Origin of the sequence: uncultured Chloroflexus sp. (assembly GCF_938091255.1) — a bacterium.
GTDB lineage: Bacteria > Chloroflexota > Chloroflexia > Chloroflexales > Chloroflexaceae > Chloroflexus.
Map to the genome: position 1 here is coordinate 1 of NZ_CALLJH010000066.1, position 24,587 is coordinate 24,587.

The window sequence follows — 24,587 nt, forward strand, 5'->3', positions numbered from 1 at the left end:
ATGCGCGGTCATTCGCGCCATACTGCCGGGACGCTGCGGGCGAAAGCCCTCGCTGAGGACATGCAAGCCCCGTTGGGGCTGCCGATGCCACGGCGCGGTCAGCGTCTGCGACACGCCTGCCGGTGCGCATTGGTCGTTGCGCCGTGAGAACTGAGCGCTCGAATATCTTGTCTGACTGACCGCAATTGAGTATGAGAACCGAGAACTAAAGGTCATGGGCAGTCTTCCCGACTTTGTATTTTCTGACTTAGCGCCTGCGATCGTCATTCGTTGTGCTCCGCTCCCCTTTCGTGTCCGCCTGTTCAATCAGCACCTTTGCACCGCGTTGGCACAGGGCGAGGCGCCGCCTCACCCCTACGTTCGTGTCCGCCTGTTCAACCAAAACCTTCGCGCCTTTCACACCTGTCACCTTCCTGCGTTCAATGTTTTCACCGTCTCCGCGCCTTCGCGCCTTTGTGTGATTGTCCCCCAACACCCCTGAGGGCGTACTGCGTTCAGACAGGAGCGTGGACCGTTGTGCTGGTGAGATGCCGTTCCAAGCCCTGTAGCGCAGACTTCAAAGGTCAGAGACGTTTCTGCGTTCACCTTCAACGACGTACCATCCGTCGCCTTTGACGGCGTTTTTGCCGACGTGGACCAGGCTGCCCCAGACGAGGAGTTCGCGCAGTGGTCCGAGATTGCCGGTGAAGACAGCATCGCCGATCATGCCGCCGATCGGGGTGCTTTGGCGGCTGCGTCGTGAGTAGCTGGTCACGTCGAGCCAGCGGGTTTTGTCGTGTTCCAGAACGGCGCTCTCCGCCAGCGGCAGAAGGGCGCGCGCGTCGGCGACCGGCAGCGGACCGTCGCCATACGCAGCGGAGAGGTCGGTCAGGCGGATGCCGAGTCGCTGAATGAGCGGGCGCAGCGCCGGACGTTTGACCAGGCGCCCGTCGTCGATCAGGCGCATTGGCGACAGGAACCGGATGGTCAGGCATTCGTCGGGGAGGGTGGCGGCAAACGCCGCGACCTCCGCCGGACCGATGGGCATGCCGGGCGCGTGGACCTGGCGTTGACCGGCGCGGAAGAGCGACTGCCTGGCGTCGGTCAGCGGATTGATGGCGTCGATGGACTGGAGGCGCACCCCGCCGCGCCGACCGTTGTTCTCCTGGAGGCGCCGTCCCAATCCCTGGACTTCGATCCCTTGCGCCGCCATGACCAGGTAGGGAAAGAGTTCGGCGGCATGCCCGAACAGCCCCAGCCCGAAGGTCAGGGTTTCACCCGGCGCGTAGCGGCGCGGCTGCGGCGGACGGATGACATACGGGCGAGGGCGTTGATCGCCGCCGGTTTCGCCGGCGTCGCGCATGGGCGCAACGAGCGCCGCCACCGGGCAAACGTTGAGCAACGGACAGTCGGCGCAGGTCGGCGCCTCTTTGTTGGCGCAGAAGCGCTGGAGAAGCGCATTGACGATCGCGCCGCGCACGGCGGCGCCGGCGTTGTCGTCGAGTTCGACGGGCGTGGCGGCGGTGAAGGTCAGGAGGAGGTGGTGAACTGTGAGCATCGCGTTTCAACTCCAGTCTGGGTCATACGTCGTATCGCCAAATGACAGGCCATTGCGCGAGTCGTAAGGAAGGAGCGCTACCCACACTCGTCGCTGCCCGGCTTCTTCTGCCGGTCTGATTTTGCCCTGGTTGCGCAGGATGGCAAAACGCTGCTTGCTGATGCTGACCAGGTAGTTGTTGGCTTCGATGTAGCGCTCTTCGACGATCAGGTTGACATAGTCATGCTCAAAACATTGCGGTATCACGTCCACGCCGTCGAACATCCGCTCGAAGTCGTCTTCACGCTGTTCGTCGCTCTGGAAGGGACGGAGACCGCTGATGATCAGGTCGACCTGTTGCTCCATCCGCTGATAGGCTTCAGTCCATTGCTGATTGAGCGTCTGATCGGCGTAGATGCGGTCGAGCCACTGATTGATTGCCGCTTCGTCGATGATTTCACCGTTATGCTGTTCCAGTTCGGCAAGCGTAACGCGCACGATGCGGCCCGCCTGTTGCGGATCGCGGTTGCGCCCGTAGACGCCCTGCCCATCGTCGGGCTGGCGAAAAACGTAGACCGGGCAGATACCCTTTGCGCCTTTGCGGTTGACCCGCCCGAAGCGTTGCAGAAGCGCTTCGAGCGGCGCAGGATCGCTGTAGATTGTGTCGAGATCGATGTCCAGACTGACTTCGACGACCTGGGTGGCAACCAGCGCCAGCGGCGGTCGCTGTTGGGCGCTGCTCCCGCAGCGCGCGCGGATGTCCTGTTCGAGCCGGTTGCGGTCGCCATAGGTAAAGCGGCTGTGGATCAAGAGGAGGTGATCGTCGTTCAGTCCGGCCTGCGCCAGGCCGTCGCGCAACGCCTGGGCGCGCGCAACCGTGTTGGCGCACACCAGGACCTGCTTGCCGGCGCGAACCGCATTAACAATCTCGGTGATTGTCGTCTCGTCGGTCAGTTCACCGTCGCGCAGGTGCAGCTTGTGACGACGGAATTGCTCGAAGAGCGCTGATTCGGCGCTGATTATTGGCGTCTCACCTAATGCCGTGCGCAGACAATTGCGTATAAGTTGCGGGAAGGTCGCCGACATCACGAAGAAGCGCGCCGCAAAGCGTTCACGCAGGTAGCGCATCATGCCGGTGATCAGCGCCAGCCGTTCCGGTTCATAGGCATGGATTTCGTCGAAAATAAATGCCGCCTGAGCGTAGTCGGAGAGCATCGCCTCGAAGCCGCGCAGTTGGAAGAGCGCCTTGAGCAACTGGTACGGACTGAGCACCTTGAGCGGGCGGGCATGGAGCAGGTTGAGATTCTGCTCCCACTGCGCCCGTCGGGCAGCGCTCGCCGACCACTCCTCGCCTTCGTGAAAGCGGGCGTACAGCGCCTGAACCGCGCGCCCGTGCTGCAAACCCACAGCATCATCGCCAAAAGTGCGACGCAGGCGGTCGTACATAGCGTTCATACTGGCCTGATAGGGCAGTGTGTAGAAGATGCGCGCCGGCGTCGCATTGCCATCGCCGAGCGCCCAATAGAGCGCCGCTTCAGTTTTGCCGCTGCCGGTCGGCGCCATCAAGAGCGCCGATTGTGGACTGACCGCAGCGCTCCGTTCCTGGTGGGGGTAAGGCTGTTGATCGGGACGTAGCACACGTTCAGCCAGCGTCCGCCAGGACGCCTGAATTGGCGGCGGCATCCGGCGCAGATGGGCGGAAGCCATATGATCGGCGCTGGTGATCAGTCCGCGCAGGAGGATGCCGGGAATGCGCGCCGCTGCTGGTGTGCCTGCCAGTTCGCGCACCCAGTCATGGTACACATCCAGCCAGTGCCGGATGCGCTGAGCAGCAACCTGACAAGGTTGCGGTTCGATAGCAGCGACCACGTCACCCAATCCAAGGGGGTCGCGCCATGGATTGGCGCACTCCGCCAGCCAGCGCTGAAGATGGCCGATCACCGCCAGGTCGAGTTCGCAACACAGATCGACCAGCGGATCCCGGCGCAGACCAGGCGGGTAGGTCTGCGCGATCTCCGGTTCGTCGCGGTGGTGGGAGACGATGGCTGCCGCAAGCCAGCGTTGTTCCGCCGCTGTGAAACCATGGGCGATCGCATCCACGAATGCGAGAGAAAGGACTTCGTGGCGATGGGACCACGCGGGCCCGCCGCGCAGCCGCTGCTGGAAACCGCGCGCTGCTTTGCCGAAGTCGTGCAGGAACGCCGCCCAGTAGAGACAGTGCCAGAGTCGCGATCCGTCGTCCAAATGCGGGCGCAGCCGATACAGATCAGATAGCTTGACCAGCACATCCCACGTGTGTTCCGCCAGAGTCTCGCCGCCGTACCGCTGACTCTTTGCCAGGATATGATTCATCCAGTCAGGCCATGGCGAGGGCTTCATCATTTGCTCCCACAAAGGTGTGAAACCACAACCCCAACGGCAGACCACCCATCGACGGCGCCGTCGGATCGCTCCAGAAGAGCGGCGTCTGGTCGCCAAAGCGCAACATCTGATCGGTTGTCACCCGTTGCTGCAAGAGCAGATAGCGGGCAAACACCGGTCGGCGGTCGCGGTAATCGATCCAGCGTGGCATGAGCGCCACCACCCCGGCGGGAACTTGGGTCGCCATGGCATACGGCAGGAGCGTGTGCTCGAAGTACGCCTGAGCCGTCTGTTTCAGTTCCACTACTTCGATTCGGGTGTAGCAGGCCAGGTCTTGCGAGCGACCCAAGATTACGGGGTAGCGTGGCCTGCGAAAGGCGTCGATCCAGTCGGGCCGATTAAGGTACAGCGTCAACTGTGGAAAGAGCAGGATGTGACGACGGAAGGGGTTGATATTCCCCTCCAACGCCTTGCGCTCGCCGCCGGGCAACTTGCCCGACGACGCTGAGAGCACATGAATATGCTCAAGGTCCTGCCCTTCACCGGCAGCGGTGAAATGGTAGGCGAATGTCAGCCCGTCCGGCTCGATCCATTCCCCCAGCGCGCTGCACACATGCCCGTAGATCGTCGCTGGCGGCGGCAGCGGGAAACTCGGCTGCGTCCCCAGCATGAAGTGCGGGTAGCGGAAGGAGGTGGTTACTCCTTCGAGCACGATTTTGAGAACTTGCATTGTTTGTTCCAATCACTACGGTAAAGACGCGAAGGGTGATCAACGCAAAGGCGCGAAGACGCAAATTAGTTGTTGCTCCTCATCCACGCTTGCGCCTCTCCTGATCGACCCTTCGCGCCTCTGCGTCCTTGCGTTACTTCTCATCCAACCATTCTGGATGCTCATCACATGCCTTGACAAAGGCAAGAAACGCCTCGCGCGGATGGCTCAGATGGATAAGCGGCAGTCCTTCGTTAGCGGCGGTTGCGTTATGTTCGTCGATGAACTGTTCAAACGCAGATCGCGCTTCGTCGAGGTAGCCCTTCACCCATCCAACGTACACCGGCGAGAGGATGCTATCGGCAAAGACGCGCAGCGCGTCGCGCAGGGCGTCGATTTTCACGTCGGGCAGACCGGTGCGGTTGGCGCCGACGGTATGATGGAAGATGTGATTGCCGCCGGCGGTCACGGCGAAGATCACGAACGCCGGGCTGACATCGGTGTAGTGCAACGTCTGTTTGGCGCCGCCCTCGAGTTGCGCCATGCCGCTGAAGAGCGCCTTCACGCGCGCCAGTCGAGCCTCTTTTGGCAAGCGATATGACTGCTCATCCTTCAGATGCTCGACGCCGGGAACGTCGCCGATCAGCCGGACGCGCTCATCATCGAGATTGCGAAACCCGGTGCGGTTGCGATACGAGAATGTACCGCATCCCCACAAGTCGAGCGAAAACAGTCCTTTCAGCGTGGTGCGGTAGAACTGATGCTCGTGCGGCACAGGATTGCCTTCGTGACGCGACATCACGCCGAAGTCGCTCGTCGGGTTGACTGGTGCAATCGAGACCAGCGTGCTGACGCGGAAGGGGGAGGCGCGGGTGACCGTATCCTTGACTGGCGTGGCATCCGCCAGCAACCCCGACTCCTCACGGCTCTTCTTTGCCGTGTCCGCCTTCGAGGGCGCGCGCATGTAACCAAAGATGTCATCATCCCAATAGAGAATTGGGTTTGCATCGGTGTACGCAATCTTCTCTTCACGGAACATTGGCGACGCTTTCCATTCCGGCACGCGCCGTTCGAGCGTGGTGCGCAGCCAGTAGCGGAAAGCCTGCGCCGAGACATACGGGAAGGCGCCCGCTTTGGTCGTGATGACCTTGACCCCGACGGTGTTCTCCTCACGCTCGCCGGGAATATTGCCGAGATTGTTGAGCGCCGACGCTGGCGCGTCGATCAAGAGCAGACCGGTAACGAAAGCCATGGCAGTGTTCTCCTTATGTTGAAATGTCGGGCTGGTTCGGCAACCGAAGGGTCACGTCAGCAGACGATGGGTTGGTCGAGTGCAAACGTCAGGCTGGTTCGGCAATTGTAACTTCCTCCTCGGAAGGTACAGCATCCGCGTTGTTAGCGATCCAGTCGCGCAATTGCTCGACCATGCGGATGAGCACCAGATCGCGGATCAATCGCCAGTCGGATCGCAGGACCTCTTCACCTTCCATAAAGAGGGTGAGAAAGCTATCGAGATCGAACAGCGTCTCCGCGCCGCGCTTGTAGCGGGTATAGTCGATGTTGGTCTTGTTGAGCAGCGACAGGAAGTGATCAGTGCGCTGCACGGTGAAAAACTGGCGAAAGAAGCGTTTGCCGCCCTGAGAGCGGGTGTAGTCGGCCAGCTTATCGCCCAGTTCCTTCAGTTTTGCTACCCGGTCATCGGTCATAAGCAGCACCTCCTGTACAAAGAGTTCGACGATGGGCCAAGAGACGAGATCGGCTTCGCGACGCGGCGAGTAATCGCGGCGCGGGTCATCGGCTGGACGGCGTAGATCGGGAATGCGCAGAAAATAGGTGCGCACAAAGCGCGCCGCCTGCGCCGGCAGGGTGAAGAGGTCCTCAAACAGATAGTTGTAGCGCGGCTCGGTTGGTTCAGCCGCTTTGCCACGCTTGCCCGGCGCCGCCGGACGCTGCCAGCTGCGCGCAACCAGTTCGTTCCAGATGTTACGGTGCTTCGGGGTATGAACGGCGCTCAGGAAACCGGTGATCTGCAACGGCAGATAGTAGATTTCAAGCGATGGCGACTGGCTATTGTTGAAATAGTACGCCGTGATGGCCGGCCGTTGCTGACGCCGCCACTCCTCCTGCGCCTGCCGGTTTTGAATGGTGTTAAGCGTCTCGACAAGCAGCGTCTTGAGGCTGCGCGGCGAACCAGGCAGCTTCTCTTCGCCAGCCGCTTGCGCTTTGGCGACATCGGCGAGATTACGCTGCAAAAACTGCTTGGCAAACTCAATCGTCAACGCTTCGTCATCGCAGTGTACTGCCAGCAGCCCGCCTCCTACCTTGGCGCAGCCCAGCGGCATGCATTGGAGCGCCAGGATCGCTTCCGGCGCCATCGGCAGCCCGGGATCACCATTGACGAAAAAGTTGATCGAATCATCACCCTGTAAGAGCGGCATTTGCGCCCGCCCAATCCGACCCGGTTGCAGTTTGCCCGACAACTCAAACGCTGCTGCCGGGAGACCGGTGAAGAGGCAGGTTTCGAGCGACTCAGCAGCCTGCGCCCACTGGCGCAGGTGTCGATCCGCCCAATACTTGCGTTTCTGCTGCGCTTCGGTCTTCTTGTCAGGGTCATCAAACCGATCAGGGTTGAACGCCGATTGGGCAAACCATGCATTGCTGGTGAACGCCACCGTCAGAAAACTGCGCAACGGCTGGCGCACGTAGTTGGTCTCGATATAATCGGCGACCTTTTGAAAATCATCTGCTGTCAGATCGGCAAACTGACGCTTGCCAACAAATGCGGTCATTGTCGCAAAGCCGACATCAATGAAGGGATGACCGGTGTATGTGACCTGGTGTGGCATAGACAATATCTCCTCTTCTTTTGGAAGATAAGACCTCTCCGGCGTCACGATTTCATCCATCCCCCACAGAGACGTTGCATTGCAACGTCTCTGTGGGGAGCGCATGGTTAACGCGCCCCGCCCTCATGGGCGCCCACGGGGGAGCGCCCCTACGTTCCGCCACCCGCGTTCTTCCCCCAAGACCCTTGAGGTCGGGCGGGACACCGACCGGGACGGGTGCGCGGCAAGACCTCAAGGGTCGGGCATGTTTCCCGTTGAAGGATAGCATATGACGCCGTCACAAACGCGACATTCGACGCCAGCACGAGAGGCGATGGTCGCGTATGACGCGCGCTGTGCGATGTCCGGTCGTAATGCCCACAATAGCGGGTGAAAAGTTTGTAATGCGCGATACCTTGTTGCATTCGCCAACCTCATATATAATTGCGCTGCTCGCCAGAGTATTCTGGGTCTCACCTTTCAGCCAGCGCTCTGGTTATGGGTTGCCCCGTAACGCAACCAGCGATCCTGGACGATGCGCCTCCACCCTGCTCGTGACAATAATGCCGTGATCGTAGTGCTGCGCCTGGACGACCGCCAGCCACGGATGGCGGCAACAGGCGATTGCCGCGCCGACGGTCAGCCAGTGTGGGAGTTTGCCGCTCAACACGACGCCGCGCTGCGGGTCAAGCGCCGGCAGCGCCGCATTGTCGACGTCGTCGTAATCGAGGTACGGCGTTCCCGGCTGCACTTCGATCCGGGTGTATTCCGAATGAGTTTCGATCTTCCACGAAATTGCAGCAGGCGTCGCCGATGGGGTGCAGTTCAGCGTCACCGGCTTAATCCAGCCGAGGCGAGGATCGAAGAGGTACACAGGGTGCGGTGCGGCGTGGAGCGCTAATGCGGCATACAGCCAGTTCGGCCCGCGTCCATAGATGGAGAGCGACGCCGCCGGCGTATTGGCGAGAGCAAGCGGCAAATGCTCCGGCTGCCAGCGCCGTTCGCCCTGCGGCAATCCGATCAGGCGCGCCAGGTGATCGATATCGATGGCCAGTTCGGTAGGGGCGTGCGACAGATGGTAGGCTTTCAGTTCAGACTCGGTGTAGGTCAGAATCTGTTTCAGCCGTTGCGCCAGCGCCAGCGCCATTGGTCCGGCGGCGCCGGTGTAACGTTCGAGCCTGCCGATCTGCCCGCACAACACCGGCGTCTCAGCGTCAATGCGGTCGTCGCCGTCGAGCACGGAGCGCAACTCGGCGATCACCGGCAACCCGTGGCGTCTGGCGCGCTCGCGCCACTCTGTCAGTCCTTCCGACGTTGCGGAAATGAGGACGGCATGGGTGCAGTAGTCAAGGATGCGCTCCTGGTCGGGCGTGGGTTTCCCGCCGACATCGACGAGCAACGGCAGGTGACGGCGCGCCAGGTCGCGGCAGACCAGATCGACGAAATCGTTGCTGAACGCGCCCTTCTGTCGCAGCAGTCGCACCCGTTCCGGCGGCGTTTCCTGGCTCCAGTCGCCTTCGCCATCGGGGCAGGCGCGCAGCACATAGTGTTCGACACGCCACTCGCGCAGTTGCCGGGTGAGCAGATAGGTCAACACCGACTTGCCGCTATGTGGCGGACCGCCGATGACAATCGCGGGGAATGGGTTCATATGCGACTCCTTTGAATAGGACACGGACGAATGTTGCGCTTCAAGCGCCCGGACTCCCTCTTCTGCCGCAGCGGGGGAGGCGGGGGTTAGGGGAGATGAAGGATACCGGTCATGCACCAGACCGACGACACTTACGCCGCGCTGGTGGCGACGCTGGGAGGGCAGCCGCAGATCGTCACCTTTGCCCTCGACGCCTTGCTGGCGCAGGGTGAGCCAATCAGCGACGTATACCTCGTGCATCTGTCGCTTGCCAACCCGCGCACGCAGCAGGCGTTGCACCTTCTGCAACAGGAATTCCTCAACGACATGTATGCCGGTCGGCGCTGTCGGCTGCGCCGCGCCCCTATCCGCGCTAATGGCGTGGAACTGACCGACATCCGCACGGCTGCCGACGCCGAAGCGACGTGGCAGTGCATGCGCGACCTGATCGCCGATCTCAAGCGTGAAGGGCGGCGACTGCACCTCTGTCTCAGCGGCGGACGGCGCATGATCGCGCTGCTGGCGATGTCGGCAGCCGCGCTGCTCTGCGACCATCAAGACCGCATCTGGCACATGCACACGCCAGAAACGACGTTGCAGCGGGTCAAAGACGGTGCGCAAATGCATGTCACTCCTGCCGACGGCGTGCAGTTGATCCAGGCGCCGCTGGCGCCGGGGGGCGCCTATTTTCCAGTGCTGCGGTCGCTGGCGCAGATGCCAATCCATGCCGTGCAGGAGCAGGTGCGTCGCGTCGCCGCAGTGGATGATCCGCGCTGCCGCCAGGTGTGGGAGCGTCTCAGTCCGCGCCAGCGCGACGTACTGCGCGCCTTTGCCCGCGGATCGCGCCCTGATCAGGTCGCCGATGCGTTGTCGATTTCGTTGAGCACTGTCAATACGCACAAAACCGCCATTCTTGCCGAGTGCCGTGCTGCGTGGGAACTTGCGGACGACGAGCCGCGCGATTACCGCTTTATCCGCGAGCACTTCGCTGCGTTCATCGAGCGAGTATAGCAGCCTGCCCACGTCGCCGGATCAGCAGGAGTGCTGAGAAATAATCAGTAGAGGTGGGGAGGGAGAGGGAGTGGGGGGTGTGGTAGATTTGCAGAGGGATTTGTGAACGAAGCATTAGGAGGATAAGAGATATGAGCTTTCAGCTAACTAAATCTGACATAAAGGACCGTACCAGAGAGTACTGGGAGAAGTCAAGCAGAAGTGCAAACAGGTTCAGCAGTTATGAATGTTATATTGACCAGCTCCTCGGTAGAGAACTCAGCACGGCAAAACCTTCGCATAGTCTTGGCAAGGTTCACACCTTGGCGCTCACCGTCGGCGAATCGTTTGAGCCGTTGTTGCAAATCGTTTGCGTGTTGAAGCCGCAGCGGGTGGTGTTAATCTTGAATTCATCTTATGGAGGTACACCGGGGGAACATCATGGCGAAGATCTCAAAAAGCTTATGCTGCGTCTGAACCAGAACCAATCGCTTGGCAACTTCAGACCGCAATTGTCAGACGCTAACTTTAAATTAGTTGATTTACCAGATGACAATTTAGTTGATTTACCAGATGACACTCCTACCCACGTCTTCCGCAAGCTCCGTGCAGCGTTCCAAGAGTCGGCAGCCCAACCTCCGGCAGGTTACACCAACGTCGTAGACATCACCGGCGCTAAAAACAGCATGATCGTCGGCGCATTTCTCTATGCGGCGCACTCGGGTCTTCCGATTACCTACGTTGATTTCGGCGAGTACGATTCAGATTGGCGACGACCCTACGGCTACACCTGTCGCATCGGCGCCGTTGCCAACCCCTACGAAGCCTTCCACCTGCGCGACTGGGAGCAGGTAAGGCGGTTGTATGAGAGTTACAACTTCCGCAATGCGCGCGCCCTTTTGGGTAAGGAGGCTAATGCCAGAGGTACAGGAGAAGGGATTCTTGGCGCGATGTCACAGATCCTCGGCGGTAGTGGTAATACGCCGCTGTTTGATCAAAGCGATATCGATCGTGTGAAACGGTTAGCTTCATTGTTTGAAATGTATGAAGCGTGGGAAAATGGTGATTATGCGACCGCCAAAACGATCAAAGACGGCTTTGACCCAACACTGCCGGCTGATATTGTACCGTGGAGTATCGAAGAGTTGGGCAGCATCTGGCCTAATGTAACAAGCGCTCTCAATGCGCAAACCGCTGCGCAGCAACTGCTCAACCTTCACTTAGCCTTGAAGCAAGGTAGTGAAAAACCTTCCGACTCGTTGTTTGCCCAGCCGTTGCCATTGCTAGCCTATGTACGTGACGAGCTGGCAAAAATTGAGCGCCTCATCTCTAAAAATGAGGATTATCGCTCGGCATATTTGCGTGCAGCGGGGTTGGAAGAGTTTCTGTTAAAGGCGCGGCTCTGTATAAGCTGGCTCAAAAATGAGTTGGACGTAACTATTAATAATAATTCTCCTGTGCGGCCCTCGGCCTTAAGCCAAAACGACCAATCTGAGGGTTTTAAGGCGATGGTGAGCCATAGCAGTGCTGACTCAATGCGAAAAACGTTACAGCGTAGTCGGCAACTTGCGTTGCAGCAGGTCAATATGAAGGTGAGTTTAAGTAACGGAGCACCCAAGCTGGACGAGTATTGGAAAGGAAAGCAGCTAGACTTTGATACCTTCGTTTCAGATCGAGGCAATCCCGGTTTTACTAGACTCCGCGGCGAAGCCATTCATACCCATCTGTACATCCCGCGTCCCATTGCTGAAGCGGCGCTAGAACTGGTTCAGGCCGCTGTCGAGGAATTTGAGCGCAACTGGCTGGAACATTTCCATAAACACACCCTTGCCAAGGCGAAGGACAAATTGGTTGACGCACCATCATGGTCGCGTTTGTGCGAGGTGTGCGAGTTGACATTTTTACCGCCGCGTCTGTGTCAATAATGGAGACCCACCCATGCCCTACCTGCTGGCCGCCGAGGCCGACAAAATACAGGATTTCATCTTTCGCTCTTCGCGTTTGCGCGAGGTAGTAGGAGCGAGTCAATTGTTAACTCGCTTTTGTCAGGAAGTTGACCAGACACTGGCGCAACGCCATGGTGGTACGGTCGTAGTTAATGACGGCGGCAGTTTCCGCATCATTTTTGCAACCAGAGACGAAGCGCTAGAATTTGGCGCTGAACTCGCCGAACTTTACCGGCTGGCGTTGGGTGGCAGCTTGACGGTGGCCGAGCCGGTGGAACTGAACAATAACGATTTCCAAACGGCGAATGATAAGGCTGGCCATAAGCTGCGCTGGGCCAAAAGTCGGCGCGAAGGTTTGGCGGCGGAAGTGCATATGCCGTATGTGGCGTTCTGCGAGTCGTGCGGCGTGGCGCTGGCGGAACGGCGCGATCGATTGCCGGGGAAACGCGCTTCCAGGCGATCGCGGTACGTGTGTCAGACCTGCCAGACTAAGACGGCGGAGCGAGAACGTGAACCGCAAGTGATTCTGGATGAGTTTTACGATGCGTATCGTAATGCAGCAGCCATTCGCGGCGATGTCAAACCTGACTGGCCGGAAGATGCCGATGATATTGCAAGTTTCGATCTGAGTCGTCGTAATTATGTCGCGTATCTCGTCGCCGACGGCAACGGCATGGGCCAGATCTTTGGCAGGTGTGACCAGCAGCGACTGGAGTCTCTCTCTCGACAACTCACAACTGCAACGCGACGCAGCCTTGCCCAGCCGGTTGCTCAGTTTCGTCAAGCAGTGCCGGGCAATGCAGGAATGATCCCGATCCTCCCGCTCATCCTCGGCGGCGATGACCTCTTTGCCCTGATTCCGGCGCCATACGCGCTTGACCTCGCGCGTCGGTTTTGTCTGGAGTGGGAAAAGCAGATGAGCAGGCTGGTTGCCGGTCTGACCAATATTCCCCGCCCCACCATCGCCGCCGCTGTTGTCATCTGCAAGAGCACGTACCCCTATGCGCTTGCCTACAATCGAGCAAAAACATTGCTCAAGGAAGCCAAGCGCCAGAGCAAACTGCTGGCAGCAGAGCAGGGCGAACACCTTTCGGCGGTCAATTTCGAGGTTATCTTAGGCAATCGGTTAGCAGGGCGTGAAACTGATGATAGTGATCGTCTTATTCGTTCCACATTGCGACCATACTGGGTGACTGAGAATGGTGTATCAGCAAATGCGCTAGAGCGAGGAATTGATCTGCACGCTTTACTGGCGCAGCGACTGGCGCTCAAAGATTTGCCGAACAAACGTCTGGCTGAATTGCGCCGTTGTTTTGAAGGAGTTCCTGCTACCGTGACCGTGTATGATCGTCACCAAACGTTGGAGAACTGGACAAAGCACGCACTTGAGCGCATATTGCAACGGCTGAGCGCCGCTTCACGGTCAACGGTCGAGGAGGCGCTTTCAGCACTAGGAAAGCCACGGAACAACGACGGTAATCACCACTGGCGTGAGATCAAACGAGACAAGGATAGTCTGCCACTAGCGCACGGCATGCTCGACCTGCTTGAAACGTGGCACTTTGCACAGGACCTCGCTCACAGCCCCGCTGACTACGAGCCGCAGGAGGAAGAATGAGCATTCGTCTGGCATTCGAGATTGCATTCAAGAGCGATTACCACGTCGGCGCCGGTTATGGCCTCGGCTTGCAAGTCGATTCAGCATTGCTGCGTGATCCCGACGGGGTACCAGTGATTCGCGGCACGGTACTGGCCGGCCTCCTGCGTGAGCGGATGGAGTCTCTGTGCAACCTGACCGGCAAGTGCCCAAACACTGTCGTTGCATCCATTTTTGGCACGCCGAAGCACAAGAAGCGCTGGCGTATCTCCTCGGCGCGTCCGGCAAGCATGGAAGTGCCCCAACTGAAATCCGATCTCTGGCAAGCAGGGGAAGCGGCTGCGCAGATCACAACGCGCGTGCGGGTCAATCCGCGCACCCGTCGCGCTGAAGAGAACAAATTGTTTACGCGCGAGGAAGGCGATGGCGAACTGCGCTTCTGCTTCATTGCCGAGTGCGAGCATGACGACAATCAGGCGCAGCTTGAAGCGGAATGGCTGCTTGCTGCCGCGCGAATGCTACGCAATATAGGCGCAGGGAAGCATCGGGGCTATGGCGAGTGTGATATTCACCTTGTGGATCGAGCCGAAGAAGACAAGCTACTGGAACGGTTTGCTAGGCGTTTGAAGGGTGAGCAGGTTGATGACACCATCCGATCTGCCGGTCAGATCCAGCTCGAGCCACTTAACCTGCCTAGCAATCCCGGCAGTCATACCCATCGGCTGCGCGTCCTCCTCCGCCTCGATGAGCCGTTGCTGATCGCCAGACGCGCTGAAGCCGGCAACCAGTACGAAACGCTGGATACTATTCCCGGCAGCGTCTTACGCGGTGCATTAGCCGGGCGGATCGCACAGCGGTTCGATCTCGCATCCCGAACAGGCGCATATCAGCATTTTGCTGCGTTGTTCTACGGCAATCTCGTGCATTTCTCAGGGCTGACGCCTGTGGAAGTGCGGAAAGAAAATGCCAGCACAGGATATCCAACTATCGTTGCGCCACGCGATCTGCTGACGTGTGAGTTGCATCCCGGTTATTCAGGACATAGCAAGGACGAAGGTCACGGCGTCTGGAGCCTGCTTCAGGAGAATCTATCCGAATGCCCGGTTTGCGCTAATTCGGCTACAGGTCGAAAAGCGGCGTCAGTGAAGCTGGAAACCCTTGATGGTTTCATCTCTTTGGTCAAGGGTGCTCCTCGTTCAAAACACAAACCCCGCCGGATGCTCGAAATGCACATCCGTATCGATCCGGTCAGTGGCCGCGTAAGTGCCGGCGACCTATACGGCTACGTCGCACTAGAGCCGGGCCAGTATTTTGTCGGGGAAATCACCTGCACGGATGCGGCCGTTTGGCAAACCCTGCACGCAATGGCCGGTTTGCAAGAGGAAGTAAATGAGCTGAAGTTGGGAAAAGCGACGCAGCGCGGGTATGGCAAGGTGAGCGTGGTGTTTCAATCCGGCGAGAAACCGCTCTTTCATCTGCCAGACCTCAAGGATCGCATCACTTCGACTGAGGAAGTGACAATGCTGCTACTGAGTGATGCGATTGTGCCTGATCCGTGGGGCCGCTTCTGGCGCGGTTTCGATCCGGCGTGGTTGAAGCGCGAGTTGCGATTGCCTGATAACGTGGAGGTTTCGATTGATTGCAACCAAGACGGCGAGAAACTGGCATTCTCGGCAGTGCGGACCGTAGACTCTTTCAATGCTACGCTCGGTCTGCCGCGCGCACGTGACATCGCAATCGTCGCCGGTTCAAGCGTGAGGTTGAGTTTCAAAAATATCACGAAGGATGATCTTATAACGTATCTGGCAAAGACCGAATCGCGCGGCATCGGCTTGCGCCGCGATGAAGGATTCGGGCAAGTGGCGTTTAACCATCCAGTTTACCGGCAACTTCAGGGCATTGACAGCTCGATGCTCGATCTGTCACCACTGAAACTGGCATCTGCGGAGCCATCGAATCCATTCACTACGCTGCTTCAGTTTACGCGGGAGTGGGCGGAGAAGCTCGACGAACACTCTTTCGATGCCTTCAACGATGAGCGGTTCGAAGCCGTTGCACGCCTGTTGCACGTTTCCCGGCATACATCGGTTGATGCGATTAAGGATGAATTGGCCCAGATGGGGAAACCAACACAGACGCTCGGTAAGTCTCTCCCCGGTCGTGACAAGCCAAACTTTTTTGAGACTGACGGGAAACGGGCAATGGATACGATCGGTACGCTGCTCGATGAGTTGGCTGAATTGCTTGCATTGAAGGAACTCGCCCAGAACCCGCAGGCGTGGCGCATTGGTTTACACATGCTGGCTGCTCGCATTGCCGGTCCCGCTCGCCAGACTGCTCAGGAACGGAGGTAATGCATGACATTTCGCGCCATTACTGCCACGCTAACGCTGCGCACAGCGCTCCACGTAGGCACAGGCAAGGATACAGAGACAACCGACGATCTGCTGCGCCGCGACGCGCGTGGGCGGTTGCTCATTCCCGGTACAGCCATCGCCGGCGCACTGCGCAGCATCGCTACCCGACTGGCGCCGAGGTTCGACAGCGAACCGCCGTGTCAGGCGCTGAAAGGAGAACAGCCAAACAAAGCCTGCCAGTGCCTTGTCTGTCAACTCTTTGGTGATGTCAATCCGCAAGAGGACAATGAAGAAGCTGTTGCCGCTCGTGTGCTGGTCTATGATGCGGTGCTGGACACAGCACCGTCGCTGACGATCCGCGATGGCGTTGGCATTGATCGGGTGACTGGCGCAGCAGCGCGCCGCGAGCGGATCAAGTTCGACTACGAGGCACTCCCAGCCGGTACAACCTTCAAACTCCGGTTAGAGATTGATAGCCGTCTCTCAAATGAGCAAAGGACACTTCCGTTGCTTGCGGCTGCGCTGGCCGAGTGGGAGCAGGGGCGCGGCGCTGTCGGCGGGCGGGTCGGGCGAGGATTGGGCGCATTCTCCTTGAGTGACGTGCAATGGATTGAGCGTGACCTCATGCAGCCCGATACGCTTATCGAATTCTTGAGGAACGGGCCGCCGTGGCATGCCGCTGACGGCGATCACAATTGGCTGACTGCCAACGTCAAGACGGCACGCGGCTTCATCCGGCCATACAGTGACACGCTGCCCGTCGCTCGCTCGTGGGTACTGGCCGAGTTCACCCTTGCCGCAACCGGTCCCTTCCTCACCCACGATCCGACACAAGCCGGGCGTGGTGGGTTCGATCATGCACCGGTGCTGACAGCGTATGACCAAAACGCTAGGCCGGTGCTGTCCGGTTCTAGCCTGCGTGGGGCGCTGCGCAGTCAGGCAGAGCGGATTGCCCGCACCCTCGCAACTCTCAAAGCATGGGACAATGGCAAAGATACGGCGAGTCGGAAGGCGGCATTTCTGACCCTATGCCCCGCCTGCAACCCTCTAACGACGAAGACCGATGATCCGGTTGCAAGCTGCAACAGCTTTATCAAGGCTCTGCCAAAGGCTAAACGAGATGAGCTTGAGCAAGAAGGGGCTGAAGAGAAACTTTGCCTCGCCTGCCAGCTTTTCGGCAGTTCGTGGAACGGCAGTCGCTTGCGAGTTGAGGATGCACCGTTCGTCGGCGAGAAGGTTGAACGCAAAGTGCTCGATTTTCTGGCTATCGACCGCTTCACCGGCGGCGGGCGCGATACTGCCAAGTTCGACGCGGTAGTGTTGTGGAAACCAAAGTTTCGTGTGCGCCTCTTCCTCGAAAATCCCGCACCCTGGGAACTGGGATGGCTGGCGCTCGTGCTTCGCGATCTGCACGACGGGTTGATCACCGTCGGCTTCGGCGCCGCTAAGGGATTCGGTCGGTGCAACATTGAGGATTGGAAGATTACTTTCGGTTTTCTTGTCGATGAGGATTTTCCTCTGCCAGGAAACGATGACCAAGACCCAGTGGCACAACAGGCCGTTGCAGCTAGACAGCGATTGTTGGACGCTCAGCGAGGTACAAGCGGGGTATTTCAAACGCTGGCTTTCAATCAAGCAACAGCAGAGGACTGGCTGGTGCTGGCTGAAGGTTGGGTCAAAGCTTTCAACACGCAAGTCACAGGCCATCAGCACGCCTTTGGTCTGAAAAAAGACAGCTATTTCGACGAGATCGACGGCAAATGGCTGCCCGATCTCTACCCGGCGAGGGTGTCATGAACGACAAAAGCATTGATTTCAAGAAGCTATACGACAAAATGCAGGCGGCGAAACTCAACGCCAAAGACCGTCCGACTATTCTTGGGGGTGAATTCGACGCCGACCACCTTGATGCCTTTCTGAAATCTTGGCAAGCGCAGTGGAACCAGATGGCATACCGCATCTGGGAACATATCAGCCACATCGAGTTTGCTAACCAGCCCGCCCAACCGGAATATCTCCAGCGCGCCGAAATCTTCGGCGAAGGTGGTCATCTCTCGCTGCGGCGCGATGGCAATCGCTGGCTGTGGCATTACATTGGTCAGTCAGTATCACTCAATGGATTTACGTGGGCTGATTTTTGGCAAGCACATCCAAACTGCCAGCTTCGCCGCTACGCCGAGTCGGTCATCCTGTGGGGCGAGCGCAAAGATAACACCTCACTTTGGCACGATAATCGGGTTGCTGCCGCGAACTTAGCCTATCCACTCAACACCACCGGCCGCGTCTACCTGCACTTCTGGCGCTACACCGAACAAGGGCAGACCGTGTTTGTCCAGTATCGGGCATTGAGTGATAAACCATGAGCAACGTCAAGCCAAAGCGTCTGTCCGTTTCACAGAGCGCATCGTCATCACAACTACGGGGATACCGCTTCCTCAACCCGTACAACTTTGTTCGTCCGCTGGAAACGCGCAATGCGCACATTGCTCCATTGCTGGGCCGCTGCGCGCCGCCGCCCCATGACCGGTATGTGGGGTTAACCGGACGCATCTATTGTCGCCTGACTGCCACAACGCCGCTTTTCGTCTCGGATAGCGAAGGCGTCACTGAGGAAGTTATCAACGGTAAAGTGCATCGTCACTATCACTTTTTCCGCGATCCAGAGGGGAATGTCGCTATTCCCGGAACCGGCCTGCGCGGCGCAGTGCGCTCGATCTTCGAGGCAGCGACCAATTCCTGCTTTGCCCATTTCGCCGGACACAAGCGGTTGAGTTATCACCTGTTGCCGGAACTGGCGCTGCAACTGGTTCCTGCGCGCGTGCGCAAAACAGACGACCGCTGGGAACTGGACTTGTTGCCCGGTACGACGCCTATCACAATTGGGCGCCGGCCATCCGGTCCGCAGTATGCAGCATGGGTGTATGTCTACGATCCGCTGCAAAAGAGCAGAACCATCGTTCAATCAGCCGGCACACCGTATGCACGGCGTAAAAAGATCGCGCTGGCAGGCTTTGCCCATGGTGAACAATGTCAAGCCATTATCGAGCAAATCAAGCATCCCCGCCGCAACTTTGAGTTCTGGAACGTTGTATACCTTGCCAAAGCCGGTCAATCGTTGCCGCGGTCTGCGGCACATCAGCAGGTGGTCACGGGCTACCTTTGCATCACCAACCAGAATATCGAAAACAAGCACGATGAGCGACTGTTTTTCACTACCCAGCAGTTGTCGCCTATCGATCTACCCGAGCAGGTTCGCAAGAAGTACGAAGAACTGATCGCCGACTATCAAGAACGCCACAGCGATGAAGTGCGCAAGCGACAGCATCCAAACCAACCGCAGGGCAAAGAACCCGGTTTTAGTCGCTTCATTCTCGAACGAACCAGCCGCAACGATGCCAAACTGTGTGATGGCGATCTAGTGTACGCCATGCTCGACGGCAAGCCGGGTGCATACCGGGTCAAGTTCATTGTCCCTGTTTCAGTACCGCGCGTCGGTTTTGAGCGACACATCTGCGAACTACTCTATCCACCTGAACTGGCGAAGTGCTCTGATTACAATCAGCTTTGTCCGGCCTGCCGGGTCTTCGGTTGGGTATGGGGCGACGATAATCCTGAACAGCAACGACCTGACCTATCCGCACCCACTGCCTATGCTGGGAGAGTGCGCTTCAGCCATGCTCGGCTGATCAAGGACACTGGCGTTTTCGATGCCACATTAGCTATTCTTTCAACGCCGAAACCAACCACCTACCGCTTTTACCTGCGCCCGCGCAATGGCAAGCCGCAGGATAGACTGGATGATCAGCAGGTTGACTACAACAACCAAAACCAGACCTTGCGCGGGCGCAAAGTCTATCGTCATCATGGCGATCAACTCAACCCACAGGAATACCAGAGCGTCAACGGCGCAAAGAGCGACCAGAACCGCACAGTGCATGGTGTTCAGCAGGCAGGCAGCGTTTTCGAGTTCACCGTAGATTTCGAGAACCTAGCGCCGGTCGAGCTAGGTGCGCTGCTGTGGAGCCTGCACCTCGAAGGCTGGCATCATCGCATTGGGTATGCCAAGCCGCTTGGTTTTGGCTCGGCGCAGATCGAGGTTGTGAGCGTTACCCTGCTCAATCCTGAAACACGCTATCGCTCGTTCGGAGAAGATGGTTGGAGCGATTATCAGCAGATAGAAAAGTGGATTACAGCGTTCAAGCAGGCAATGGCATCGCGTTTTGGCGCAGCCTTCGATCAACTGGCGAACATCCGCGACCTGAAGGCGCTGCTGTCAACCACGCCGCCACTACCAGTGCATTACCCACGCCCGACCCAGCAACCGCAGCCCGATGGCCGCCAGTACGAATGGTTCGTCGGCAACAGGCGCGGTGGTCAGGACCCGGGGCCGCGCATTGCGTTGCCATTGGCCGAAGATGATACGGCAGGGTTGCCATTGATTGACAAGGACGGAAACATCGTTTAGAGAGCATCAATAATATGTCCAAACATAAAAACAAGCGCACTTCTCTGCATGGTAAGCCACACAAGGGCAACAAAAACGCAGATCGTCCAACAAAGCACGAGCCACGCCAGCCGCCGATACAGGTTATCAAACCGTCTCTTGTATCTGTGCCATGGCCCGTACCGAAGCCGTATGCCCAAAATCGAGAAACGTATCGCTTCCTTAACCCCTACAACTTTGTGCGTTATCTGCCAGAGCCGGTCATTCCACCTGACGATCCTGACGCACAGTTACTCGGTCGTTGCGCACCACCACCCCACGACCGGTATGTGGGCCTGACGGGTCGCATCACCTGTACGCTAGAGGCTGCAACACCACTCTTTGTCTCTGACAGCCATGACATCAGAGTGACCACTATTCCCCGGCTGAATGACACAGATGTCCAACACAAAAGCTATCGTTTCTTCCAGTACGAGGACAGAGACGCGATTCCCGCCACCAGTCTGCGCGGTATGATCCGTTCGCTCTTTGAGACCGTCACGAATGCCCCCTTTACTGTCTTCAATGGCGATGAGCGCCTAGCGTATCGGATCGATCCGATTGAAGCTCAACGTTTCAAAGCCGGTATTGTACAGAGTTTACCGAATGGTAATCAGCCGGGCGTAATCTTGCTCTGTGAAGAAGCAACGATCGGCGCGTACTATGATGACAGGAAGCTCAATGTGCTTAAAGGAGAGTGGCGGTGTGGCGAGAAGGCGTATGCGATCATTACCCGAACGAAGAACAATACAGCAAAAGTCAAAGCAATAGCTCGTCAATACGAAGAATTGCCTGCTGATGGTGAGAGCCGAATATATTCCGGCTGGGTCAAAGTTACCGGTCGCACCATTGAAACAAAGCGCAACGAGAGCTTTTTCTACTTCAAAGGCGACCGAGCGCAAGCGCAGCAGGTATTCTTCGATGCCGACCGCGAAGCCGACTTTAACGCTATTCTCAGCACCCAGTTGCAAGAACATGGCGATAGCTTTCGCCAACGACTCCAAAGTGAACGGCTTGCACCGGATAATTTGGTCTATGTTGAACTGGAGCAAGTTGGCGTGACAGTGCGCAATATTGCACTGGCGAAAGTTGCCCGCTTACGCTATCGCCATTCTATCGGCGATCTGTTGCCGGCGCATTTGCAACCAAGTGAACACTACGAAAAGCTGGATATTGCTTCGCGCGTGTTCGGCTGGGTTCGCGCTAACCCTGCTGAGGATCGGAAAGCGCGGGTCGCCTATGCCGGACGAGTACGCTTCAGCCATGCAGTGTTGACGGAAGACAAAGGGGTGTACACTGAAGAGATGCCACTGGCCATCCTCAGTTCTCCCAAACCAACCACCACGCTCTTCTACCTGCGCAAGAAAAACGGTGAATGGAGCGAAGCAGAACGCACGCAACCGGGTGCGGCAATGACCATCGGCTATGATGGACCCAACCAGTTGCGCGGGCGCAAGTTCTATCGTCACCATGGCAATGCCCTCAATCGTCTTGAATACGAGCGCGCCCAACAGCGTCGCGATCACCAGAATCGCAGCGTGCGCGGCGTTCGTGCGCCGGGCAATGTGTTTCAATTTACGATAGATTTTCACAATCTGGCGCCGGTGGAGTTAGGCGCACTTCTATGGACGCTGAATCTGAGTGGTGACGAAGGTTGCTATTTCCGCCTTGGGTATGCCAAGCCATTGGGGTTTGGCAGTGTTAAACTACAGGTCGAGTCGGTTGAGCTGCTCGATCACCAACAGCGCTACTCGTCGTTACAGCAAACTGGATGGCGTCGAGCAACGCCTTATGATCGTGGAACGTGGCTGGCGTGTTTTGAACAGGCAATGAAACGATGTTACGGGAAACCATTGCGAGAATTGCCGAATATTGTTGATCTGATTGCGCTACTTTCCGACCAAAAACGCGGTCAACCGCTGCCTGTCCACTATCCGCGCACCGATACGCACCCCCATCCAGAAGGGAAGAATTTCGAGTGGTTTGTTGCCAACAAAGTCAAGTCGAGAAAAGCAGCAAACGCCGGACCCAATCTGACACTCGAAATACCGGACAATGAACAAGGACTCATCTTGATCGAGAAGGCTCGCCAGCAATGAGAGCAAGCAGTAAAGAAAAGGAACAAGAAGATGAAAGCCATTACTTTTCTCGGCATCAAACCAACCGAAACGTGCTATGTCTTTCCCAATGGACAAGAGCACACAGCGCCCTTTTTCGGACTTGCGCTGGCCCAGTTCATACCAAACCTAATCATACGTGTCTTCGTGACCACAGCCACATCTCAACTCTATGAAAAAGAGTTCCGGCCTGCTGTCCAGTGCCAAGGCGTAGAACCCATACACATTCCTGACGGTCGTGACGATGCTGAATTATGGGAGATCTTTCAGCGAGTCGTTAATTCGATTGATGAGGGGGAAGAAGTTATCTTCGACATCACCCATGGCTTTCGTTCACTGCCTTTTCTCTCGTTTCTTGCCGCCGCTTACTTGCGCAAGGCCAAGAAGATACAACTTAAGCACGTCTTCTTTGGTAACTTCGAGGCGCGTGATCAGTCGGTGACGCCAAACCGAACCCCTGTGCTCGATCTGACCAATTTTGTTGAACTCCTCGATTGGATGGTCGGCGCCGATCTGTTTGTGCGTTTCGGCGATGCCCGTGATTTGGCTAATTTGCTGCGAGCGCAGCATAAGCGGGTCAAGCCCGATCCAAAAACTGCTAGTAAGGATGAAATGTCTGCTTGGAACAATTCCCCGATTAAAACGACGGCGGATAATCTGACGACAGTCTCGCAGGCACTGCGCGTCGTGCGACCGGCTGAGGTCATGAAGGTGAGCAGGCAAATCTGCCAACAGTTACCGGAGGCTATTTCATCGGTTGGTTCTCTAGCAAAGCCCTTCCAACCTCTTGCTCAGCAAGTCGTCGATAGCTTTCAAAAGATTGCCTGTGGCGACCATGAGCTTGAGGCCGAGCGGGAATTGATTGGCTGGTATCTAGAACGCGATCAGATCTTTCAAGCGGTGGCACTGATGCGTGAGTGGTTAGTGTCGTGGGTGATGGTACAACTCGGCATGAGTGACCAGCAGTTGTTGGAGAAGGAAGCCCGTGCTAACGTTGAGAAAGTTCTTGGTAAGGCGATACGAGAGGTAAGAGGCGCTGATCCTGAGAAAGGTGAAGAACACACGGATGACCTAAGCAAATTACAGACTCCTGTGAGGAAGAAGGTGGTAAATCTCTACAATCAAATAGGCGATTTACGCAATGATCTTATGCATGCCGGTAAACGTAAGGAGTCAAAGTCCGCAAAAATTGTTGAGCAACAGGCCAAGAAACTTTATGAAGAAATAAAGAAACTGCCGCTAGAGCAGTAGCTTTGCCCTCTTAGTCAAGTCCAGTAATCTTACTGCTCAAATTGCCTCCACCCGCTTTAGCGATCTAAGTTGGAGGGGTGTGGTGGATCTTTTTGCACCAGCATCTCACCATCCTTTCGGCCACCTCTCCTTGCTTACCGAGACCAACCTGCACAATCCTCGCCTCTGGTCCACAATAGACACCTCATCTCCTTAAAACCCCACAAAAGCTACCGCGCTCTTCGCTTTACCCGTTGCCGACATCCACATCTTACCCAAAAGAAGACATGCACATTCAAACCAGATAGTTACTCTTCGACCACTTCTCGTGAACGTAGCCCTCTCTGCACAGCATTGCACGGAGCATTACAATGACCACGCTATCCTCCACAACATTGTTGCCGGTCTCCGCTAGTATGCCTACCTAGTATAGTGAGCTAGATTTATTCAACCTACAGCCTCTGCCTCTTTCATACCGAGCTGACCAGTGATACCAACGAGGTGTTTGTGCGCCTCCTCGAACGCGCCGACCAGTGTGAAGACTGCGGTACGCCTCTCGCCGCAGGGCTGTTTCACTTAGCTCGCAATCAGGCCATCGATACTCGCCGCCGCACAAGACGCGCGGTGCCCCTTGATCGCGATCGGTTGGAGATAGACAGAGGTGCCTCCGAAACGGTGCTTGACCTGCGCTGGGAGTGAGAGCACGTACAGCAGATGCTGACAACTTTGCCTAACCTCTATCGGCGCGTGTTATGGTTGCGGTTTGGTCACGCACTGCCGCGTGAAACGGTAGCCTTTTCTGCGCGCTTTCGACACACGCGCAGAA

General features: G+C 57.4%; 15 protein-coding genes. 9 read left to right on the plus strand and 6 right to left on the minus strand.

Going from position 1 to position 24,587, the window contains the following annotated elements:
* Positions 1 to 556 precede the first annotated feature (556 nt).
* From cas6 to Q1A00_RS17530, 6 genes are all read right to left on the minus strand, one after another.
* On the minus strand, positions 557 to 1,537 hold the full coding sequence (gene cas6 / locus Q1A00_RS17505) for a CRISPR system precrRNA processing endoribonuclease RAMP protein Cas6 (RefSeq protein WP_299758147.1): 981 nt from the start codon (positions 1,535 to 1,537) through the stop codon (positions 557 to 559).
* Positions 1,538 to 1,543: 6 nt separating this feature from the next.
* Positions 1,544 to 3,898, minus strand: coding sequence for a CRISPR-associated helicase Cas3' (gene cas3, locus Q1A00_RS17510; RefSeq protein WP_299758150.1), 2,355 nt, complete (start codon positions 3,896 to 3,898; stop codon positions 1,544 to 1,546).
* Entirely contained in the window at positions 3,873 to 4,607 is a 735-nt protein-coding gene (gene cas5b, locus Q1A00_RS17515) for a type I-B CRISPR-associated protein Cas5b (protein ID WP_299758153.1), read from the minus strand. The genes cas3 and cas5b overlap by 26 nt, the downstream gene beginning before the upstream one ends.
* A gap of 133 nt (positions 4,608 to 4,740) precedes the next feature.
* Entirely contained in the window at positions 4,741 to 5,838 is a 1,098-nt protein-coding gene (gene cas7i, locus Q1A00_RS17520; RefSeq protein ID WP_299758156.1) for a type I-B CRISPR-associated protein Cas7/Cst2/DevR, read from the minus strand.
* Between the two features lie 88 nt (positions 5,839 to 5,926).
* Positions 5,927 to 7,432: a type I-B CRISPR-associated protein Cas8b1/Cst1 gene (gene cas8a1, locus Q1A00_RS17525; RefSeq protein WP_299758159.1), complete on the minus strand. Its 1,506-nt coding sequence runs from the start codon at positions 7,430 to 7,432 to the stop codon at positions 5,927 to 5,929.
* 475 nt (positions 7,433 to 7,907) lie between these two features.
* The gene (locus Q1A00_RS17530) at positions 7,908 to 9,062 is read right to left on the minus strand and encodes a CRISPR-associated protein Csx3 (protein WP_299758162.1); all 1,155 of its coding nucleotides are present in this window, start codon (positions 9,060 to 9,062) and stop codon (positions 7,908 to 7,910) included.
* Positions 9,063 to 9,173: 111 nt separating this feature from the next.
* Here Q1A00_RS17530 and Q1A00_RS17535 point away from each other — a divergent pair, with 111 nt between their 5' ends.
* The 9 genes from Q1A00_RS17535 (at position 9,174) to csx2 (ending at position 23,782) form a co-directional block, all read left to right on the plus strand.
* Positions 9,174 to 10,052, plus strand: coding sequence for a CRISPR-associated ring nuclease (locus Q1A00_RS17535; RefSeq protein WP_299758165.1), 879 nt, complete (start codon positions 9,174 to 9,176; stop codon positions 10,050 to 10,052).
* 131 nt (positions 10,053 to 10,183) lie between these two features.
* Positions 10,184 to 11,956 carry a hypothetical protein gene (locus tag Q1A00_RS17540; RefSeq protein WP_299758168.1) on the plus strand — a complete coding sequence of 591 codons (1,773 nt, stop codon included), beginning with the start codon at positions 10,184 to 10,186 and terminating at the stop codon, positions 11,954 to 11,956.
* Positions 11,957 to 11,969: 13 nt separating this feature from the next.
* Entirely contained in the window at positions 11,970 to 13,595 is a 1,626-nt protein-coding gene (locus Q1A00_RS17545) for a hypothetical protein (protein ID WP_298490090.1), read from the plus strand.
* On the plus strand, positions 13,592 to 15,928 hold the full coding sequence (locus Q1A00_RS17550; RefSeq protein WP_299758171.1) for an RAMP superfamily CRISPR-associated protein: 2,337 nt from the start codon (positions 13,592 to 13,594) through the stop codon (positions 15,926 to 15,928). The genes Q1A00_RS17545 and Q1A00_RS17550 overlap by 4 nt, the downstream gene beginning before the upstream one ends.
* Before the next feature lie 3 nt (positions 15,929 to 15,931).
* On the plus strand, positions 15,932 to 17,728 hold the full coding sequence (locus Q1A00_RS17555) for an RAMP superfamily CRISPR-associated protein (RefSeq protein WP_299758174.1): 1,797 nt from the start codon (positions 15,932 to 15,934) through the stop codon (positions 17,726 to 17,728).
* Positions 17,725 to 18,294 carry a CRISPR-associated protein Csx19 gene (csx19, locus tag Q1A00_RS17560; protein WP_298490096.1) on the plus strand — a complete coding sequence of 190 codons (570 nt, stop codon included), beginning with the start codon at positions 17,725 to 17,727 and terminating at the stop codon, positions 18,292 to 18,294. Before Q1A00_RS17555 ends, csx19 begins: the two co-directional genes overlap by 4 nt.
* Positions 18,291 to 20,396, plus strand: a complete 2,106-nt coding sequence (locus tag Q1A00_RS17565; RefSeq protein WP_299758177.1) for a TIGR03986 family CRISPR-associated RAMP protein — start codon at positions 18,291 to 18,293, stop codon at positions 20,394 to 20,396. Before csx19 ends, Q1A00_RS17565 begins: the two co-directional genes overlap by 4 nt.
* A gap of 146 nt (positions 20,397 to 20,542) precedes the next feature.
* Entirely contained in the window at positions 20,543 to 22,513 is a 1,971-nt protein-coding gene (locus tag Q1A00_RS17570; RefSeq protein ID WP_299758180.1) for a TIGR03986 family CRISPR-associated RAMP protein, read from the plus strand.
* A 30-nt stretch (positions 22,514 to 22,543) separates the two neighbouring features.
* On the plus strand, positions 22,544 to 23,782 hold the full coding sequence (csx2, locus tag Q1A00_RS17575; RefSeq protein ID WP_299758184.1) for a TIGR02221 family CRISPR-associated protein: 1,239 nt from the start codon (positions 22,544 to 22,546) through the stop codon (positions 23,780 to 23,782).
* Positions 23,783 to 24,587: the final 805 nt, after the last annotated feature.

Excerpts from the sequence above, each read along its gene's own strand:
- cas7i (WP_299758156.1), bottom strand. The coding sequence starts at position 5,838 with ATGGCTTTCGTTACCGGTCTGCTCTTGATCGACGCGCCAGCGTCGGCG.
- Q1A00_RS17565 (WP_299758177.1), top strand. The coding sequence starts at position 18,291 with ATGAGCAACGTCAAGCCAAAGCGTCTGTCCGTTTCACAGAGCGCATCG.
- Q1A00_RS17545 (WP_298490090.1), top strand. The coding sequence starts at position 11,970 with ATGCCCTACCTGCTGGCCGCCGAGGCCGACAAAATACAGGATTTCATC.
- Q1A00_RS17555 (WP_299758174.1), top strand. The coding sequence starts at position 15,932 with ATGACATTTCGCGCCATTACTGCCACGCTAACGCTGCGCACAGCGCTC.
- Q1A00_RS17530 (WP_299758162.1), bottom strand. The coding sequence starts at position 9,062 with ATGAACCCATTCCCCGCGATTGTCATCGGCGGTCCGCCACATAGCGGC.
- Q1A00_RS17550 (WP_299758171.1), top strand. The coding sequence starts at position 13,592 with ATGAGCATTCGTCTGGCATTCGAGATTGCATTCAAGAGCGATTACCAC.
- Q1A00_RS17540 (WP_299758168.1), top strand. The coding sequence starts at position 10,184 with ATGAGCTTTCAGCTAACTAAATCTGACATAAAGGACCGTACCAGAGAG.
- csx19 (WP_298490096.1), top strand. The coding sequence starts at position 17,725 with ATGAACGACAAAAGCATTGATTTCAAGAAGCTATACGACAAAATGCAG.
- Q1A00_RS17535 (WP_299758165.1), top strand. The coding sequence starts at position 9,174 with ATGCACCAGACCGACGACACTTACGCCGCGCTGGTGGCGACGCTGGGA.
- cas8a1 (WP_299758159.1), bottom strand. The coding sequence starts at position 7,432 with ATGCCACACCAGGTCACATACACCGGTCATCCCTTCATTGATGTCGGC.
- cas5b (WP_299758153.1), bottom strand. The coding sequence starts at position 4,607 with ATGCAAGTTCTCAAAATCGTGCTCGAAGGAGTAACCACCTCCTTCCGC.
- cas6 (WP_299758147.1), bottom strand. The coding sequence starts at position 1,537 with ATGCTCACAGTTCACCACCTCCTCCTGACCTTCACCGCCGCCACGCCC.
- cas3 (WP_299758150.1), bottom strand. The coding sequence starts at position 3,898 with ATGATGAAGCCCTCGCCATGGCCTGACTGGATGAATCATATCCTGGCA.
- csx2 (WP_299758184.1), top strand. The coding sequence starts at position 22,544 with ATGAAAGCCATTACTTTTCTCGGCATCAAACCAACCGAAACGTGCTAT.